Origin of the sequence: Mycobacterium sp. URHD0025 (assembly GCF_000426065.1) — a bacterium.
GTDB lineage: Bacteria > Actinomycetota > Actinomycetes > Mycobacteriales > Mycobacteriaceae > Mycobacterium.
In genome coordinates this window covers 182,340-200,957 of sequence record NZ_AUEQ01000014.1, presented here as the reverse complement: position 1 = coordinate 200,957, position 18,618 = coordinate 182,340, and the positions used below count along the sequence as shown (strand labels likewise).

Annotated in this window: 18 protein-coding genes; 6 read left to right on the top strand and 12 right to left on the bottom strand. The window is 64.1% G+C overall.

Annotated elements, in window-relative coordinates; all coding sequences use genetic code 11:
* Positions 1-138 precede the first annotated feature (138 nt).
* The 3 genes from H977_RS0122835 (at position 139) to H977_RS0122825 (ending at position 2,524) form a co-directional block, all read left to right on the top strand.
* Entirely contained in the window at positions 139-1,431 is a 1,293-nt protein-coding gene (locus H977_RS0122835; RefSeq protein WP_029110045.1) for a cytochrome P450, read from the top strand.
* Between the two features lie 172 nt (positions 1,432-1,603).
* Positions 1,604-2,077, top strand: a complete 474-nt coding sequence (locus H977_RS0122830; RefSeq protein WP_029110044.1) for a hypothetical protein — start codon at positions 1,604-1,606, stop codon at positions 2,075-2,077.
* Positions 2,078-2,080: 3 nt separating this feature from the next.
* Positions 2,081-2,524, top strand: coding sequence for an Rv2576c family protein (locus H977_RS0122825; RefSeq protein ID WP_051289009.1), 444 nt, complete (start codon positions 2,081-2,083; stop codon positions 2,522-2,524).
* An 81-nt stretch (positions 2,525-2,605) separates the two neighbouring features.
* On the opposite strand, the gene H977_RS0122820 is transcribed toward H977_RS0122825, so the two are convergent.
* The gene (locus tag H977_RS0122820; protein ID WP_036476895.1) at positions 2,606-2,977 is read right to left on the bottom strand and encodes a hypothetical protein; all 372 of its coding nucleotides are present in this window, start codon (positions 2,975-2,977) and stop codon (positions 2,606-2,608) included.
* Positions 2,978-3,189: 212 nt separating this feature from the next.
* Here H977_RS0122820 and H977_RS0122815 point away from each other — a divergent pair, with 212 nt between their 5' ends.
* On the top strand, positions 3,190-3,699 hold the full coding sequence (locus H977_RS0122815) for an Rv2253/PknI dimerization domain-containing protein (RefSeq protein WP_036476820.1): 510 nt from the start codon (positions 3,190-3,192) through the stop codon (positions 3,697-3,699).
* Between the two features lie 102 nt (positions 3,700-3,801).
* Here the strand turns inward: H977_RS0122815 and H977_RS0122810 are convergent, their stop codons facing one another.
* The 11 genes from H977_RS0122810 to H977_RS0122760 form a co-directional block, all read right to left on the bottom strand.
* Positions 3,802-5,547: an MCE family protein gene (locus H977_RS0122810; RefSeq protein WP_029110040.1), complete on the bottom strand. Its 1,746-nt coding sequence runs from the start codon at positions 5,545-5,547 to the stop codon at positions 3,802-3,804.
* Entirely contained in the window at positions 5,547-6,941 is a 1,395-nt protein-coding gene (locus H977_RS0122805) for an MCE family protein (protein ID WP_029110039.1), read from the bottom strand. Before H977_RS0122805 ends, H977_RS0122810 begins: the two co-directional genes overlap by 1 nt.
* Entirely contained in the window at positions 6,938-8,413 is a 1,476-nt protein-coding gene (locus H977_RS0122800; protein WP_029110038.1) for an MCE family protein, read from the bottom strand. The genes H977_RS0122805 and H977_RS0122800 overlap by 4 nt, the downstream gene beginning before the upstream one ends.
* Positions 8,413-9,495 (bottom strand): MCE family protein, encoded by a 1,083-nt coding sequence (locus H977_RS0122795; RefSeq protein ID WP_029110037.1) that lies wholly within the window; start codon positions 9,493-9,495, stop codon positions 8,413-8,415. Before H977_RS0122795 ends, H977_RS0122800 begins: the two co-directional genes overlap by 1 nt.
* The gene (locus tag H977_RS0122790) at positions 9,495-10,520 is read right to left on the bottom strand and encodes an MCE family protein (RefSeq protein ID WP_029110036.1); all 1,026 of its coding nucleotides are present in this window, start codon (positions 10,518-10,520) and stop codon (positions 9,495-9,497) included. The genes H977_RS0122795 and H977_RS0122790 overlap by 1 nt, the downstream gene beginning before the upstream one ends.
* On the bottom strand, positions 10,517-11,794 hold the full coding sequence (locus H977_RS0122785; RefSeq protein ID WP_029110035.1) for an MCE family protein: 1,278 nt from the start codon (positions 11,792-11,794) through the stop codon (positions 10,517-10,519). Before H977_RS0122785 ends, H977_RS0122790 begins: the two co-directional genes overlap by 4 nt.
* Before the next feature lie 10 nt (positions 11,795-11,804).
* The gene (locus tag H977_RS0122780; protein ID WP_029110034.1) at positions 11,805-12,662 is read right to left on the bottom strand and encodes an MlaE family ABC transporter permease; all 858 of its coding nucleotides are present in this window, start codon (positions 12,660-12,662) and stop codon (positions 11,805-11,807) included.
* A 13-nt stretch (positions 12,663-12,675) separates the two neighbouring features.
* Entirely contained in the window at positions 12,676-13,470 is a 795-nt protein-coding gene (locus H977_RS0122775) for an MlaE family ABC transporter permease (RefSeq protein WP_029110033.1), read from the bottom strand.
* A 126-nt stretch (positions 13,471-13,596) separates the two neighbouring features.
* The gene (locus tag H977_RS35385; RefSeq protein WP_155946778.1) at positions 13,597-13,752 is read right to left on the bottom strand and encodes a hypothetical protein; all 156 of its coding nucleotides are present in this window, start codon (positions 13,750-13,752) and stop codon (positions 13,597-13,599) included.
* Between the two features lie 281 nt (positions 13,753-14,033).
* On the bottom strand, positions 14,034-15,248 hold the full coding sequence (locus H977_RS0122765; protein ID WP_036476815.1) for a CaiB/BaiF CoA transferase family protein: 1,215 nt from the start codon (positions 15,246-15,248) through the stop codon (positions 14,034-14,036).
* Positions 15,245-16,717 carry an aldehyde dehydrogenase family protein gene (locus H977_RS0122760; RefSeq protein ID WP_029110031.1) on the bottom strand — a complete coding sequence of 491 codons (1,473 nt, stop codon included), beginning with the start codon at positions 16,715-16,717 and terminating at the stop codon, positions 15,245-15,247. Before H977_RS0122760 ends, H977_RS0122765 begins: the two co-directional genes overlap by 4 nt.
* A 266-nt stretch (positions 16,718-16,983) precedes the next feature.
* Between H977_RS0122760 and H977_RS0122755 the strand changes: the two genes are divergently transcribed.
* Positions 16,984-17,685 carry an SDR family NAD(P)-dependent oxidoreductase gene (locus H977_RS0122755; RefSeq protein WP_029110030.1) on the top strand — a complete coding sequence of 234 codons (702 nt, stop codon included), beginning with the start codon at positions 16,984-16,986 and terminating at the stop codon, positions 17,683-17,685.
* Positions 17,686-17,728: 43 nt separating this feature from the next.
* Positions 17,729-18,601, top strand: a complete 873-nt coding sequence (locus tag H977_RS0122750; RefSeq protein WP_029110029.1) for a mycofactocin-coupled SDR family oxidoreductase — start codon at positions 17,729-17,731, stop codon at positions 18,599-18,601.
* Positions 18,602-18,618 lie beyond the last annotated feature (17 nt).

Here is an 18,618-nt window from a genome sequence, read left to right as displayed (position 1 = left end):
TCCCCCGGCCAGGTGATCTTGACCACGACTCTACCGCCATGCTAAGCAGGTGCTCAGCAATTTCGAAAATCCTTCGCGCGGTGCAGCCCGTCGCGAAACCACCGCAGCGCATATCGATTTCGAGAGGCAGTGCACACGATGACCGATTCCAGCACGACCGACTACGACACTGTCGACTACTTCACCGACCCGTCGCTGGTCCCCGACCCGCACCCGTACTTCGACCACCTGCGCAGCAAGTGCCCGGTTGTGAAGGAACCGAATTACGGCGTCCTGGCGATCACGGGGTTCGAGGAGGCCACCACGGTCCTCAAGGACACCGACCTCTTCTCGTCCTGCATCGCGGTTGCGGGCCCGTTCCCGCCGCTGCCGTTCACCCCCGAAGGCTCGGACATCACCGAGCAGATTGCGGCCCACCGCCCGCAGATGCCGATGTTCGAGCACATGGTCACCATGGACCCACCCGATCACACCAACGCCCGTTCCCTGCTCAATCGGCTGCTGACACCGCGGCGGTTGAAGGAGAACGAGGACTTCATGTGGCGGCTGGCCGACCAGTGCCTCGATGACTTCATCGCCGACGGCAAATGTGAGTTCCTCAGCGCCTACGCGAAGCCGTTCTCACTGTTGGTGATCGCCGACATGCTGGGCGTACCGGAAGAAGACCACGAAGAGTTCCGCACGGTATTGGGCGCGCCACGACCCGGCGCCCAGGTCGGCTCGCTCGATGGCGACCTCGTTTCGAGCAATCCATTGGAATGGCTCGACGACAAGTTCAGCCGTTACCTCGAAGACCGCCGTAAGGAACCGCGGGACGACGTGCTGACGGCACTCGCCACGGCGAACTACCCCGACGGTTCCGTGCCACCCATCATCGAGGTCGTTCGCTCCGCGACGTTCCTCTTCGCCGCCGGCCAGGAGACCACCACAAAGCTGCTCTCGGCCTCGCTGCGGGTACTCGGCGACCGTCCGGACATCCAACAGGCCCTGCGCGACGACCGCAGCCGCATCCCGACCTTCGTCGAGGAAGCCCTGCGGATGGACGCCCCCGTCAAGAGCCAGTTCCGGCTGGCCAAGAAGGACACCAAGCTGGGTGACATCGACGTACCGGCCGGCACCACGCTGATGGTGTGCCCCGGTGCGGTGAACCGCGACCCGGTCCGATTCGAGGATCCACACACCTTCAGCCTCGATCGCAAGAATGTCCGCGAACACATCGCGTTCGGCCGTGGCGTGCACAGCTGCCCCGGCGGCCCGCTGGCCCGCGTCGAGGGCCGGGTGTCGTTGGAGCGCATCCTCGACCGGATGGCAGATATCGGCATCGACGAGGAGTTCCACGGCCCGGCAGACGACCGTCGCTACAACTACGAGCCGACCTTCATCCTGCGCGGCCTGACAGATCTGCACATCACGTTCAAGCCCGTGCGCTGACATACCGGGCCCCGACTCACGAATCCGCGAATCTCGTCTCCGCCGTATTTGCTATTCTCCGAATGCGAGAATGACAATCTCACTGGCGAAGACGAGATTCCGGTTTCGGCACGGTGAGGCGTGATCTCGTTCTATAGTCAGCCGACCAGTGCCGATCCGTGGAGGTGTGCCTGTGAAGTCCAGCTTGATCCGTGTGGCGATGAGTGCCGCGCTCGGATTGGGGACGGCAATCGCCATGGCACCGCCGTCGCAAGCCATGTATTTCGGCAACTACAGCCTCAACATGCCGGACCGCAGGGACTTCCACACCTGGATCTGGTCGGCGATCACGCCCTGCCACGATCCCGGCACCGACAACTTCCAGCATGACTGCATCACCATCATGACCATCCCGCAGCCGGTCGCCAAGGCGGTCTCTAACCGTGGCGATGCTCGGTTGGTCGACGGTCGTTACACCTTGACCATCGATGAGTTCTACGGCCTGCGGTGCGGGGACATCTATTACGGACCCACCATCCCGACCCACGACGTCTACACTTGGGACGCGAACACGCTCGCGGGCGAGATGGTCTCGTCGTTCGACGCCGGCTGCGACGGCGCCCCCGGCGGCTCCTTCACCTACCCGTTCACCTTGACGAGGATGTGATCGATGCGCTACCCGACGGGCCGAGTCCTGACCACTGCAACGGTCACCGTGCTGGCGGCTGGCACAATCGCCACCGCCGCACCGGCATTCGCCGACGACCCGCCCCCAGGGCCGCCGCTGCATCATGTGCAGTACACCGTGACCGCTGACGCTCCGTACTGGGCTCACATCTACTACCGCGACAGCGAGCCCGTGATGTTCTCCGACTACAGCCACAATCCGTACGAGTTCAGCCCGAGGGCGGATGTGGACATCGCGCCGGACAAGCCGTGGGTATTCGACGCCATGCTCGCCGATCCGAACTTGTGGGCCATGGTCCTGGTGCAGAGCGGTGAGTCGCCGAACTTGCCGACACCCGGATTCAATTGCAAGTTGGCGGTCGACGGTGTGGTGGTCAGAACCAACAGCGGCCCCAAGGGTGCGCTGTGTTCCATCCGGAACTGGTAGCCCTCGGTTCACCACTCAACGTCAAAATGCCTGAGGGCGACGCGGTTCGCGTCGCCCTCAGGCATTGTTCGAACGTTCAGGTCAGGCGTCGCCGCGGAGCCAGCGCGTCTCACCGTTCATCGGCACACAACTCAGGAACAGTCCGTCCGGCGCCTGCGCCACGGAGTTCTGTTCGTTGATGCACAAGCTGTTCTCGTCGCGGATACCCACCATGGGCGGCGACCGGAACCAACGCGGCTCATAGCGCCGCGGCGAGCCGCAGAACAACAGGCGGCCCCACCCGTTACGGGCATCGACACCGAAGACGAAGTAGGAGGTGTTGTCACACGGAGCGCCGAGCACCGCGTTGGGGTTGATACCCGGCGTACAAAACGCGTCATTACATGTCTGCGGTCCCGCATTCGCCTGCGGAGCAGCCAACAACCCGGCGACAATCATTGAAGCGGTCGCCATCACCGTCACACGCACGTTGCTACTTTCGCATAGCTGGAAATTAAACTCTCAGTTTTGGAGAATATTACTACGAACGATCCGCCGCAGGTCCCCAGGCTGGCGCCGTGACGAGCTGGCCTGGCCAAATCCATCGTGGCGCTGGCATTGATAGTGATATTCTCCGTAACTGAGAACATGGCTACCGGCTGTCAGGTCGGCCAGAAGGAGCGTTCATGTCTGTCTCCCGGGTAAGCGCTGGTGCGGTGGCGATCGCTACTGCGGCGGTTGTCGGCCTGAGCGGCGCCGCCCCCGCCGGCGCCGCCGAGCAGTGGGGTATCAACGGCACGTTTGCCACATCCTCCAATGGTGAATGGGCCAAGGTCAACGACCGCTACGAGAACCAACCCTCGACACGCAGCACCTGGACCATCTCCACCCAGTGCATCTCGCCGACAGAATGCAGCGGCACAGTGAACAGCGACGCGGGCTGGTCCGCACCGGTCTACACAACGAACGGCCTCTGGTACATCAAGCGCGTCGTACCCAACTGGCGCTTCTGTGCCGACGGCACTCCCGTCGAGGGCATGCAGGTGTACAAGTTCTACCCGGTGGGCTTCGATGGGCACGTGGACCAAGCTTCGTCCGAGTACGCCGGCGAGGACGTGACAAAGGGCCCCAGCGGATCGTGTGGGCGCAATCAGTGGCCCACCGTCCGTATGCCGTTCTACATGAGGCCCGCCTAGGCTCTGCCGCGCTGCGGCACTCGAGCAAAGCGCGAAAACCGAACACAGATAAAAGATCTGGCCCCGGGCAATTGCCCGGGGCCAGATCTTTGCGCCGTCGCGCTACGTCGGCATCAGGTCCTGCCACGACTTGGGCGTGGACACCAGGTCCGTCTGTTTGTACAGATTGCCGTCACTGCCCATGTATTCCCCGGTGCGCGGGTTGTACTTGGCGATCGCGACCGATGGCCCATTTCCTCCGGCACCACCCTTGAACGCGCTGGGCGCCACACCAGGTTGCGTGGGCATGGGGAGCTCTGGCGCATCGGGAAATACCCCTTGCCCATGCGGGACGGGCGGAAGCTCGGTCGTTTGGGGCTGGTCATTCGCGGGCACCGGCACCGCAGCAGGATCACCTGCCGGAGGCGGTGGCACGCCGGGCACCGGCGGCTCCAGGTACATCGGCTGCCCTGGCAGGAGCGGACCCGGACCCGTTCCGGCGAAACTCGGCGCCGGCGGGGCTTCAGGCGCCGCACCCGGTGGCGGAGCGGTCACGCCCGGCGGCAGCGGGGTGCCTCCGAGCGGCCCGAAGATCTTCTCGTCCGGCAGCACCCGCGTGTCCGGGGGCACACCCTGGGCGATCAGGTTCGGATCGAGCGGGTACGGCCCGAGCGCGTGCTGACGCTGCGCCAGCGGCTGGAACCCGTTGGGATCGTTACACAATTTGACCGTCGGAGCCCGCTTGCCCGGATGCTCCATACACGGGTAGTTGCGTGCCCCGCGAACGCCGATCGGAGAATCCTGCGGCAACTTGCAATAGATGTCGTCCGGGGTGTCGATCACCGTGGTGTCGGCCGGGGAGCGCCAGGCTGACGGCGGGAGGAAGCCCACCGTACAGGTCGGCGGATCGCCCAGCCCCAGCGAGAAGTCGGCCATCGGCAGCCCACTGGTGTTATTGGTGTGCGCGTAGGTCTGCAGCTGAGCGACGTACGGCGGCAACAACACCAGCAACTGCTCGATCGACGGGTTGTAGGTGACCGCGATCTGGCCGAACGTGGACAGATTCGCGAGCAACACCGGCAGCGTCGGCTTGATCTGCTCGAGCAGCTTGGTGGTCTCCTGGGCGAAACCCGGTCCGTTGCGCAGCAGCGACCTGATCTCAGGATCGTTCTCGGCGACCTGCCCGGTGATACCGGCCATGCTGGCGGCCCAGGTCCTGATGGAATCTGTGGTCTGCGCCTGCGCATCGAGGAAGGGTTTTGAGTCGTCGATCAACGCCCGCGTCTGGTCGGACACCGCGTTGGAATCCCGGGTGATCGTCGACGCCGAGTCCAGCAGCGAACCGAAGTCGTAGCCTGTGCCGTTGAAAGCGTTGTACGACTCGTCCAGCAGCTGGCTCAGCTTGTCCTTCGGGATGGTGTCCACAAGTTTACCGAGTTGGTCCAGCATCGGGCCGACCTGCTGCGGCACCTTGGTGTTCGACATCGCGATGACCGAGCCGTTGTCCAGATAGGGCCCAGAGTTGGTGTGCGGCAACAACTCCACGTATTGCTCACCAACCGCCGACATGCTCCGGACCTCGGCAGCCAGATCGGCGGGCACCTTCGGCGAGCGGTCCAGGGACAGCGTCGCCTCAGCCCCCTTGTCGGTCAGCTCCACCGAGGTGACCTTGCCGATCTGCGATCCGCGATACGTGACGTTGCCGAACTGGTAGAGACCGCCGGTGGCCGGCAATTCCAACTTGACCGTGATGCGGCCGACACCGAGCAGCGTCGGCACCTGCATATACGCGAACAGCATGACGGCCACACCGACGACAGAGGCGACGGTGAACAGAATCAGCTGGGTCCGGATAAATCGTGTGAGCATTACCCGCCACTCCCTGTCGTCGGTGGAGTAGGCGGTGCCGGTGGGGCCGGCTGTTCGGCAGGAGCCGAACCGCCTTGCTGCGCATAAGGTCCCGCGAACACCGACGTCGACGAACTCGACGGCGCGACAGGCTGCGGCGCTCCCCCGGGCATGGTCATCGGCGCCGGTGGCACCACCGGAAGTACCGGACCCGCGTAGGTGGGAACCGGAAGGTCCGCCGGGGGTGGTCCGTCCGGAGCCGGAGGCAAGTCGTCGGGCGCCGGTGGCAACCCGTCCGGCGGCGGCGGCGCGACCCCGGTCTTGAGCGGGTCGTAGGTGTAGTTCAGGTAGCTCGGGTCCCCAGGCACCGGAACGTTTTGCGCGTCTCCCTGCTCCCAACGGGTCCCCATCATCAGGCTGCGCTTCAAATGCGGAATGGTCATGTCGAAGTAGGCGAACAGGTTGTAGTAATCGCCGCGGATGACTCGGTCCATGAAGCTCTGCGTGAACGGGAAATGCGGTGCATATTCGAGCACCGAATCAAGGTCCGGCCCGACGTTCGCCAAAGCCTTCAGAGCGGGTTCCAGGTTCTTCAGGTTCCTCACCAGATCGGCCTGCGACTCGTTGACGAACTGGTTGGCGGTGCTGCTGAAGGTACCGAGCTTCTGCAGCGCGGTGGTGAATCTCGGCCGTTCCTTGATCAACACGTCAAGCGCAGGCGGAATCTTCTCCAGCGCACGGGTGATCACATCGCGTTGCCCGGCGAAGGTGGAGGCCAGCTGGTTCAGGCCCTGAATGGACGCCACGATGTTGTCGCGCTGGGCATCCAAAGCGCCCACGAACGTATCCAGCCGGGTGAGCAGATCACGGAAATCAGTTTCCCGGCCATTGATCGCGGCGCTGAAGTTGTGGATGATGTCGCCCATTTGTCCCAGACCGCCGCCGTTCACGACCGCGGCCAGCGAGGACAGCGTCTGCTCCGTCGTCGGGTATGTCGACGAGTTGTTCAGCTGAATTGTCGCTCCGGGCGGGAGTTTTCCGTCGGGAGCCTGGCCCGCGGGTGGGTTCAGCGCCAGATGCATGGAGCCCAGAAGGCTCGTCTGTCCAACACTGGCCACCACATTGGCCGGCACCACGACATCCGGCTTGACCGAGAACTCGACATCGGCGTGCCAATCCTTCACCGAAAGGTTACGGACACTTCCGACGACGACGTCATTCATCATCACCGGTGAATTCGGTTCCAGCGTTGCCACGTTCGCGATCTCGACGTGGTAGACGCTGGAGTCCGCGCCCCGGCCCACCGCCCCGGGAAGGGGCAGGGAGTTGACACCTTGGAAGGCGCACCCGCTGGTTGTCAGCGCAACGCAGGATCCGACGGCGATTGCCAGTCGCACCGGCTTACCCCTGATCATGCTGGTGGCGTCCCTTCTGCTGGTGCCGGCGCCTCAGGCGCCGGGGCTTCTGCGGCCAGCGGGCCTGGCGCAGGCCCCGGAGCGGGCCCTGGTGCCGGACCGGGTTGCCCGCCCGTCGGATTGAGCATGTCCGAGACGGTGTTCGGCATGTTGGGCGGGTAGAACTCGCCACCCGGCAACAGCTGCTGAGCACCTGGCGGCGGCACGCCGGGAGCTCGGCCTGTGAACGGAGGTGGGGGCTCGGGTCCCGGATTGTAGGCCGAGATCGACGGCGGAATTTCGGGCGGAGTGGGCGACCCACCATTGCCACCAGGTGCCAGGCCTGGCTCGGAGTACTCGATCTGTTCTGGGCTGGCCGATGGCATCAGGTACGGGTCGATTGGGAACGGCAGGTAGTTGAAGTTGAGCAGCCGCAGCGCGGGCCCGAGATACTGCGAGCACAGTTTCGCGGTCTCCGGAGCGGTCGTGTTCTCGACCGCACCGATGGCGCCACAGATGAACTCAACCGGGTTCGAGAAGTTGTTCATCACGAACTGGCCGACCGCGCTCCCGGTGTCGGGATTATAGATGTTGTAACCGTTCATGAACGCGTTCGGCGCGACGTGAAGCAGTTGCTCGATGTGCATCTTGTTGTCGACCAGGTTCTGGGTGACATTGGCCAGCCGCTGCACCTGCTCCGAGGTCTGATCGCGGGATCCCGCGACGAACCGCTGCACGTCGACAACCGCCACCGACAGGTTCGTCAGCGCCGCATCGAGGTCCGAACGGCTGCCATCGACCACGCTGGTCAGGGTCGCCAGCCGGTTCTGGAACTGCACCACCTGCTGGTTGCTGTCCCGCAACGCGGTGACGAACGTCTGCAGGTTCTTGATGATGTCGACGATGTTGCCGCTGCCCTCGGCCAGGACTCGGGCAACGCCCGACAGCTGCGAAATCGTCTGGCGCAGTTTGTCGCCGTTGCCTGCCATCGCGTCGGCCGTGCTGTTGATGAACCTGGACACGGACGTCCCGTCGACACCGCTTTGCGGTCCCAGGTCGGTGGAGAGCCGCATCAGCTGCTCCTTGACCTGATCCCATTCCACCGGGACGGCGGTGCGATCCAGGCCGATCTCCGAGTTGTCGGGCAGCGTGGGACCATTCGACCGGTAAGCGGGCGCCAGTTGGACATAACGCGCGGCGATCAGGTTCTGGGCCACGATCACTGCTTTCGCATCTGCCGGGATCGGCACATTGTGGTCGACCTTGAGCGTCACGCGTGTTTGGGTGCCCTCCGGCTTGATCGACTCGATCGTGCCGACCTTGACCCCGGACACCCGAACATCGTCACCCGGGTACACGCCGGTGGCAGAGGTGAACAACGCGGAGATGGTCTTCTGTCCAAAAAAGGTCTGACGCAGCAGCACTGCCGCGCCGACGACCAGCAGCGCCACCAGCGCGACCGCAAGCCACTTACCGAGACGACTGCGGTTCATCAGCGTGAACCTCCGGGAATTCCGTTGTAGGGCAAGGGCAATTCGGCTCGTGGACCGGCGTTGTCCGGCGGCTGGCCGGCATTCGTCCCGCGCCGGAACCCGAACGCGTAGTCGAAGAACGGCTGCAACAACTGAGCGGGCTGCAAGTTAGGGACATAGGCGTTGTAGTACGCCCCGTTCGCGAGGGTTTCCGCCTGCGACAACTGGAACTTGTTCAAGTTCGGCAGGGCCTTGCTGATGTTGTCGCGATTGCGCTCCAGCATCGCGGTCACCGAGTTGAGCCTCTTGAGTGTCGGGGCCAACTGTGCCTCGTTGTCGGCGACGAGTCCACTCAGTTGCTGCGAGACCGCCGCGGTGTTGGCCAGCAGATCGACGATGGCCTGGCGCCGGTCGTTGAGAACCCCGAGCAGATCATTGGCATTGAGAATCAACGTGTTCAGCTGATCGCTGCGCTGCGAGAGCACCACCGTCACATCGCTGGCGCTCTTGAGCAGGCTGGCCAGACTCTCATTGCGTCCGTTGATCGATTTCGACAGCCGGCTCAGGCCGTCGAATGTCGGCCCGAGCTTCGGTGCGACCTGGTCGATGGTTGCCGAAAGCGTGTCCAGGGACTGGTTCAGCGAAGCCGTATCGGTGCCTGCCGAATTGGTGGTCAAGTCGCTGACCGCGTCGGTCAGCGAGTACGGAGACGACGTGCGCGAGGTCGGGATCACGTCGGTGGTGCGCAGCGTGCCGGCGCCATCGGACTCCAGCGTCAGCACCCGCTCACCCAGAAGTGAACCGGTGCGGATGTGAGCAGTGGTCAGCGACCCCAGCGGGTACTTGCCCTCGGTGGTGAAGGTGACCAACGCGTCGCCGTTCTGCAGCGACACCTCGGTGACCGAACCGATCTTGATTCCGGACAACGTTACGTCGTTACCGGTGGCGATGCCGCCGGCCTCGCTGAACAGTGCCTGATGACGCACTGACGACGCCCACTGCTGCAACCGTTCGGGCTGAAGCCCCACGGCGATGATGAGCATCATCAGCACGACGCCGATGAAACCTGCCTTGATCAGATTTGATTCGCGGTACTTAAGCATCAGGGCTCCGCGCACCTCCCGCCTTCTTGTTTGATCATCGGGAAGTGCGCAGTGCGCCCCTGCAGATCGGTGACACGGATGGCAAGTCCGCAGATGTAGTACATGATCCAGCTGCCGTAGGAGCCCAGCCGGGCCAGCTTGCGGTAGTTGTCGGGCGCCTTCTGCAGGCCACGGTCGAGGACGATCTGGTGATCATCGAGCAACGGCGCCAGTCGATTCATCTGATCGACGGTGCCCTTGAGTGGCGGCCGCGCCTCGGTGAGAAGGCTTGCCAGCGAGGCGGTCCCGTTGTCCAGCTGTGTCACTGCGGTGCCCAGCGGGTCACGATCCTGCGACAGACCGCTGATCAACTGTTCGAGGCGGTCGACCGTTCCGTCGAATTTCTTGCCGTCCTTGGCGAGGGTTCCGACCACTGAGTTCAGATTGTCGATCAGCTGCTGGATGACCTGGTCGTTGTTGGCCAGCGTATTCGAGAACGACGAAGTCTTGCTCAGCAGCGAATCCAGGGTGTCGCCTTGTCCTTGGAAGATCTGGATCAGCGAGGACGTCAGCGCGTTGACGTCCTGGGGGTTGAGCCCCTGGATCACCGGGCGCAGGCCGCCGAGCAACAGATCGAGGTCGAGCGCACTTGCGGTGCGCTCTTTCGGGATCTGTGAGCCCGCGGGCAGGAGCTTGGTCGAGCCGGGGCTGTCGATCAATTCCAGGTAGCGGTCCCCGACCAGGTTCAGATAGCGCACCGCCACCTTGGTACTGGTGGTCAGTGCGACATTGCGGTCGGTGTCGAAGTCGACCTTCACCGATTTGTCCTGTTGCAGCGAAACGCTTTTCACCGTTCCCACCCGGACTCCGGCAACCCGTACCGAATCTCCGGCCTCGAGCCGTGAGGCGTCACCGAAGAGCGCCGAGTAACCCGAGTACGAACCTCCGCGGTACTCCGAGAACGTCATGAACAGGAAGGCGGTGAGAACGGCCATCACCACCGCGAAGGACGCGAATTTGATGAATGTGCTTCTGCCGCGTTTCATCCCGGTTGTCCGATCTGCATGGTGTTACGTGGCGGGCCGTCCAGCGGGCCGAACAGCGTCTGCTTGAGGCCGTCCGAGTTCAACAGGATGCCCTGGTTGCCGTACTTCCACGGGTTGGCGTTGGTGTCGGTGACGAGATACTTGGCCTTGTTACCGAATCCGATGTACGGCAGGCCCATGCAGTGCGGACCGCCCTTGGCTGCCACCTTCGGCAGGTTCTCCGGGTAACGGTAACGCTCGATACCGAGCGTGAAGGCCACGTTGACCACGACACCGGGTTCTGGCTGTGGCGGCGTGTGAGCCATGTAATTCATGCCCTTCAGCCCGCACTCGAGACCGGGCGCGTACTCGTTGAGCAGATCGGTGGTGGGCGCCAACAGGTTCAGCGTGGTGCTGAGCGCCTGCCGGTTGCCTCCGATGACGTCGTTGCCGGCGTCGGCCAGACCGATCGAGCTGACGAGGAAGTTGTCGAGGTTCTGCTGCTCGGCCACGAGGCTGTCGCTTATCCGGTTGGTGTTCTCGACAGTCCTGAGCAGGTCCGGTGCCGCGTCGCCGTAGGCCTTCGACACGGCCGCCATGGCCTCGATGTCGCCAGTCAGATTGGGCAGGCTCGGCTCGATCTTCTTCAGCACCGCATCGAAATCGGACAGCGACTGCCCCATCGCCTCGCCGCGACCCGAGAACGCCGACGACAATGCGCCGAGAGTCTCGTTGAGTTTCGCCGGGTCGATCTTGTTGAGCACATTGGTGAGTTGTTGAAAGACCGTGTTCATCTCGACAGTGACATGGTCGCCCTGCAGGATCTGCCCGGGGCGCAGTCTTTCCGTCGATGGGTTGTCCGGCGCGACGAGCTGGACGTACTTGGCGCCGAACACGGTGGTCGAGGCGATGTCGGCTTGGACGTTGCCGGGGATCAGGCGCAGTTGCGACGGATTCATCGCCAGGTGCAACACAGCCTTGCCGTCGGGGCGGGTCTCGATCGAGCTGACGGTGCCGACCTGCACACCGCGCATCTTGACCTTGGCGTCCGGGTTCATCACCAGACCGGCTCGGTCCGAGACCAGCGTGACCGGTTCGGTCTTGATGAAGCTGCCACGGAACAGCAGAATCGCCAGGCCCACGATCAGGCCTACCGCGACCACCGTCGCCAGGCCGGCGAGCGGTCTCGCGGAGCCCCGCGCACCGAAGCTGCGCCCGGGGCGTGCGGCCACCGGCGTGGCGCTGCTTGTGGTTTCGGACCGGTGCGCTGGACCGGGACCAACGTTGCGTGTCAAGTCTTCTCCCCTAACCCGACAGGTTGAAGTTGCCGTTGGAGCCGTAGACGGACAGCGACACCAGGAGCGTCACCGAGACCACGACGATCAGCGAAGTACGTACTGCGTTGCCGACTGCCACCCCGACCCCGGATGGTCCGCCGGAGGCGAAGTAACCGAAGTAGGTGTGGATCAGCAGGATGGTGATGGCCATCAGGATCGCCTGTAGGAACGACCACAGCAGGTCGATCGGATTGAGGAAGGTGTTGAAGTAGTGGTCGTAGAGCCCGCCGGACTGTCCCAGCAGCACCACGGTGGTGAACTGTGAGGCCAGGAAGGACAAGATCACCGCGATCGCGTACAACGGCGTGATGGCGATCATCCCGGCCACGATGCGGGTGGACACCAGGTATTCGACCGGCCGGATGGCCATGGCCTCCAGCGCATCGATCTCCTCGTTGATCCGCATGGCTCCGAGCTGGGCGGTCACGCCGGCGCCGAAGGTGGCGGCCAGACCGATGCCGGCCACCACCGGCGCGGCGATGCGCACGTTGATGAACGCGGACAAGAATCCGGTGAGCGCCTCGATACCGATGTTGCCCAGCGACGAGTAGCCCTGGATGGCGAGCACACCACCGGTGGCCAGGGTCAGGAACCCCACGATCACCACTGTGCCGCCGATCATGGCCAATGTGCCTGCGCCCATTGAGATCTCGGCGATCAGCCGGACAAGTTCCTTGCGGTAGTGCATGGCCGCGTGCGGCGTCCCGGCCAGTGCCCTGAGGTAGAACAGCGTGTGATCGCCGATCCGGCTCAACGTGGACACCGGCTTGTTGAACTGCCGTGTCACCCGCGGATACGTCGACCGCAGGATCGTCATGGTTCCCATTTCGTCCCCTGCCTCAGTGCGCCGTCATGCGGATACCGATGGCCGTGACAACCACGTTGATCACGAACAGCGCCATGAAGGCGTAGACCACTGTCTCGTTCACCGCGTTGCCGACGGCCTTGGCGCCGCCGCCGCTGATCGTCAACCCGCGGTAGCAGGCCACCAGACCGGCGATGAGCCCGAACAGTGCGGCCTTGACGCAGGAGATGATCACCTCCGGCACACCGGTCAGCAGCGTGATACCGGCCGCGAAGGCGCCGGGATTCACGTCCTGGATGAACACCGAGAACACGTAACCGCCCAGGATGCCGATGATCACCACCAGGCTGTTGAGCAATAAGGCGACCAGTCCTGACGCGAGCATTCTGGGGGTCACCAGGCGCTGGATCGGGTTGATCCCGAGCACCTCCATGGCGTCGATCTCCTCACGGATGGTGCGTGAGCCCAGATCCGCGCACATCGCCGTCGCCCCGGCACCGGCCACGATGAGCACCGTGACCATCGGGCCCAGCTGGGTCACCGCGCCGAAGGCCGCGCCGGCACCCGAAAGGTCCGCGGCGCCCAACTCGCGCAGGAGGATGTTGAGGGTGAAGCTCACCAGCACGGTGAACGGGATCGCGACCAACAACGTCGGCGCCATCGACACGCGCGCCACGAACCAGCACTGCTCCAGAAACTCCCGCCCCTGGAAGGGCCGCTTGAATACGAACCGGATTGCGTCCAGCGACATCGCGAACAATGCCCCGACCGCCTGCATCGGGCCCGACAGGCTGCGTAGTGATACTCCGGTTGACCATTTATCCGCCATGCGTCAGTGGTCCCTCCAGGCTGATGACTGCCGCCCCCGCAGTCGGTGCGCCGATGTTAAGTGCTCGACGACGCGGTTGCACGAACCGGTCAACGACGGACTGAGCGAACTTCGGCCCGAACCCGGTCACGCCGCAACCTCCATCCCAGAGCGTGCCAACCGGCCGGTCGGGTGCTCGATGTCACCCGAAACAAACTGGGGTGCAATGCCTTTCATCTGTACATCCATTCGTGAACCGGCTGGATCGAAACTGACCGGCAAATGCGGGGTGCGCTCTGGCATCTGACGCACCTCCTGCTTCCGTTGGGTTTCTTCAGTTCACCGGTTGCACCGGCGAAGCCGAACAGACTCGTCCCCACGACCGTCCCCCGAGTGCCTGATGCTATCGGACCAGGCATCTGTCGCGAGGGCAAATAACTCAGAACTTGCTCGGCTGGTTGACAATTGGGACGGCTCCCCTCGCCGGGTCGCACCGCATCACCGTGCATGCCGTGGGCCGCGGGAGAAGCGTCGCACGACAGACGGATTCCGGTGGAAACGTTGAAGGGCATGGTGACGATGGCCTAGGTGACTGCGCCGTCAGTCTTGAGTTCGATAATGCGATCCCAGTCCAAACCCAGTTCCTGCAGAATATCGTCAGTTTGTTCGGCGAAGCCCGGTGCCGGACCGGTGCTCGGCGCCGTGACGTCGAATTGCACTGGGTTGGCCACCAACTCGAGTTCGCCCGCCTGCACGATGTACTCGTTGGCCCGGATCTGGGTGTCCTTGGCGGCCTGCAGGGTGTCCTGCACCGGAGCCCACGGCCCGGCCAGGGTGGCGAATCGCTCGCTCCACTCTGGCAAAGTCCGCTTCTTCATCGCCTCGGTGAGGATCTCGACCGCGTCAGGTGTGTGCTCTGCGAAGGATTCAGCGGTGGCGAACCTCGGGTCGTCGAGGTACTGCTCCAGGTCCATGTGCCGGCAGACATCGGCCCAGAACTTGGTCGGCTGCATCATCACGAACGAGATGTACCGGTCGTCCGCCGTCGCGTACAGCCCGACGAGCGGGTTGATCGGCGAGCCGTGCACCCCGGGCGGCGGGGTCACCATCAGTTGGTTCAGATGCTGGGTCAGCGCCACGGTGTGACCCATCGACCACAGCCCGCTGCCCAGCAGTGACACATCGACGATCGACGGCTCACCGCTGCGCTCCCGCTTGAGCAGCGCCGCCGCGATCCCGCCTGCCAGGTTGGTACCCGAGATGGTGTCACCGTAGGCCGGCCCCGGTGGCGCGATCATTCCCGCCATCCCGGCCGGGGTGATGGTCGCGGCCGTGCCGGCGCGGCACCAGAAGGCGGTCATGTCGTAACCACCTTTGACCGACTCTTCGCCGCGTGGTCCGAGAGCACTGCCACGGGCATAGATGATGTCGGGGTTCACCGCGCGGATGTCGTCGACGTCGATGCCGAACTTCTGCCGGTGACCCGGCAGGAAGCTGGTGAGGAACACGTCGGCCTTTTTCGCCAGTTCGAGCAGTATCTCGCGTCCCTCCGGGACCGACATGTCGAGCCCGATGCTGCGCTTGCCGCGGTTGGCGTGCTCGATGTTCGGGTTCGGATCGCCCTCGACCCGCAGCGGCCCCGTCTGACGCAGGCCGCGCTGCGGGTCTCCGGTGACGGCGTGCTCGACCTTGATGACGTCGGCACCCCACTCCCCCAGTACCGCTCCCGCCGACGGGACGAAGCCGTACATCGCGACCTCGAGGACGCGGATGCCCTCCAACGGGCCACCGGCCGTCACGACAGCACCCGCGCGAACGTCTTGACTTCCATGAACTCCTCGAGTCCGGCGGTGCCCATCTCCCGGCCGATACCGGACTGCTTGTATCCGCCGAACGGACTGTCGGGGCTGAAGTAGTTGCCGCCGTTGATGGAGAAGGTCCCGGTCCGGATCCTCCGCGCCACGGCCAATGCGCGGTCCTCGCTGCCGAACACCGCACCGGACAACCCGTAGATCGAGTTGTTGGCGATCCGCACGGCGTCGTCGTCGTCTTCGTAGGCGATCACCGCGAGCACCGGTCCGAAGACCTCTTCCTGGGCGATCTCACTGTCGGGGTCGACATCGGCCAGCAGGGTCGGGGTATAGAAGAAGCCGGGCTCGACCTTCTGGCCACCGGTGACCAACGTTGCTCCCGCGGCGACGGCCCTTTGGACCATGCCGTCGACCTTGTCGCGCTGCTTCTCGCTGATCAACGGACCCATGTAGGTCTTGGGGTCGGTCGGATCGCCAAACCGCACGAGGCCGAAGTTGTTCTTGATCAGCTCGACGATCTCGTCTTTGTGCTTGGCCGGCACCAGCAGTCGTGAGGTCAGCGCGCAGCCCTGACCGGCATGGGTGACCATGCTGAACGCCGAGAACATCGCGGCGGTGTTGAAGTCGGCATCGTCGAGGACGATCGCCGCCGACTTGCCGCCGAGCTCCAGGAATACCTTTTTCAATGTCTCGCTGGCCGCGGCCATGATGCGCCGGCCGGTCGGTGTCGAGCCGGTGAAGGTGACCATGTCTACGTCGGGACTCGTGGTGAGCACCGCACCGACCTCGGGGTCGGCACCTGACAGCACGTTGACGACGCCGGCCGGGATGTCGGTGTGGTTGGCGATCAACTCGCCGAGGGCCAGCGTGATCAATGGGGTATCCGGTGCGGATTTGAGCACCACGGTGCAGCCTGCGGCGAGGGCCGGGGCGAGCTTGGCCAGGGCCAGCTGGTTCGGATAGTTGTAGGCGATGATCGCGGCGACGACGCCGCCGGCTTCCTTCTCCACCCACCGGTGATGCTGCATGCCGCGGCTCTCGATGTTTCCGAGGTCCTCGGTCAGCGGGTAAGTCTTGAGCAACTCCGCGTAGTACCGAACGATGTCGATGGGCCCGTCCAGCTGGGCACCGGCGCACAGCGCCGCGGTGGCCCCGACCTCGGTGGTCGTGAGAGCGGCGAGTTCGTCGCGGTGCTCGACCAGAGCCTGGTGCAGCTGCTCGAGGCACCGGATCCGGAATTCGGTGTTCGTGGACCAGTCGGTGTGGTCGAACGCCTGCCTGGCCGCGGTGACCGCGGCCTCGGCGTCGGCGACCGTGGCGTCCGGCGCGTATCCGAACACTTCACCGGTCGCCGGGTTGACGGAAGGAAACGTCCGCGGCGTCTCGCGCAGCTCTCCGCCGATCAACAACTTCCGGTCAGCCCGCTGTTCTTCCGCGATGGTGGGCGCTTCCTGCATCATCCTCCTCAGGCGATTCCCTACTGTGATGGAAACTGCATTCTCATCACCGGCGAATCATACATTCGCTCGATGAGAACTCAAGTGAAAGATAGATCAGCTAGTCATGCCCTATTCGCTGCGGATCCGCCATTGCCGCAGGAGTCACGCAGGTTGTGCGCGGATCTTGCGGTGCCCACCGGTCCGAGAGTACGGTTCTCATAATCGGAAGGATGATTCTTGACCGCTGAGAAAGTCCGGCACCGCCCGGCGACCGGAGAACTGCCATGAAGAATGCCGTCGTCACCGGAGGAGGTTCAGGCATCGGAGCGGCCATCGCCGCACGTTTGCGCGCCGACGGCCTCAATGTCGCGGTACTCGACCTGCAACCGTCGGATGATGAGTTCGCCCACGTCGCCGATGTGACCGACCGGGCCGCCGTCGACACCGCACTCAATGCCGTTCGCGCCCAACTCGGTCCGATCTCCGTGCTGGTGAACGCCGCCGGTGTGGACTGCTTCAAACGCTTCACCGATGTGTCGTTCGAGAAGTGGCAGCAGATCATCGACGTCAACCTCAACGGCGTCTTCCACTGCATCCAGGCGGCATTGCCCGACATGCTCGAAGCCGGCTGGGGGCGCATCGTCAACATCTCGTCGTCGAGCACCCATTCGGGCCAACCGTTCATGTCCCCTTATGTCGCGGCGAAGTCCGCGGTCAACGGGCTGACCAAGAGCCTGGCGCTCGAACTCGGCCCCAACGGCATCACCGTCAATGCCGTGCCTCCGGGGTTCATCGACACCCCCATGCTGCGCAAGGCAGAAGGCAAGGGCTTCCTCGGCGACACCGAAAAGCAGATCGCGCAGACCCCGGTGCGCCGGATGGGCAAGCCCGAGGACATTGCCGCGGCCTGCGCCTTCTTCGCCTCCGAGGAAGCCGGCTACATCACCGGCCAGATCCTCGGCGTCAACGGCGGCCGTAATACCTGACGCGCGCGGACGCGCACGAAACATCATCAGCGAAAGGACAATTGTGGGAAGCGTAGAAGGCCGGGTAGCCGGGAAAGTCGCATTCATCACCGGCGCGGCACGCGGTCAGGGCCGCAGCCACGCGATCCGGCTCGCCGAAGAGGGCGCCGACATCATCGCCGTCGACATCTGTAAGAACTACGACACCGTCGGCTATGCGATGGCCACGGCAGAAGACCTCGAAGAGACGAAGAACTACGTCGAGAAGACCGGCCGTCGCATCGTCACCGCCCAGGCCGATGTCCGCAACGAAGCCGAATTGCGGGGCGCGCTGGACGCCGGTCTCGCCGAGTTCGGCAAGCTCGACATCGTCGTGGCGCAGGCCGGTATCGCGGCGATGAAGGGTGAGCCCGCGATGCAAGCCTGGACCGACGGCATCAACACCAACTTCGTGGGCACCATCAACGCCATCCAGGTCGCGCTGCCGCACCTGAAGGAAGGCGCCTCGATCATCGCGACCGCGTCGGCCGCCGCGCTGATGGACGCTCACAACAAGCCCAACCCGGGCGCCGATCCGGGCGGCATGGGCTACATGGTCTCCAAGCGGCTGATCTCCGAATACGTGCACGCGCTGGCCACCGAACTGGCGGTGCGCGGCATCCGCGCCAACGTCGTCCACCCCACCAACTGCAACACGAACATGCTGCAGAGCGAGCCGATGTACCGCTCGTTCCGGCCGGATCTGGAGAACCCCACCCGCGCCGACGCCGAACCGGTGTTCGGTGTGCAGCAGGCCATGAAGGTCAACTTCATCGAGCCCGAAGACATCAGCAATGCAGTGCTGTGGCTGGCCTCGGAAGAGTCGCGATACGTCACCGGCATGCAGCTGCGGGTCGACGCCGGCGGCTACCTCAAGTGGTACGACTACCACGTCTGATTCCGCCTCCAGTGATT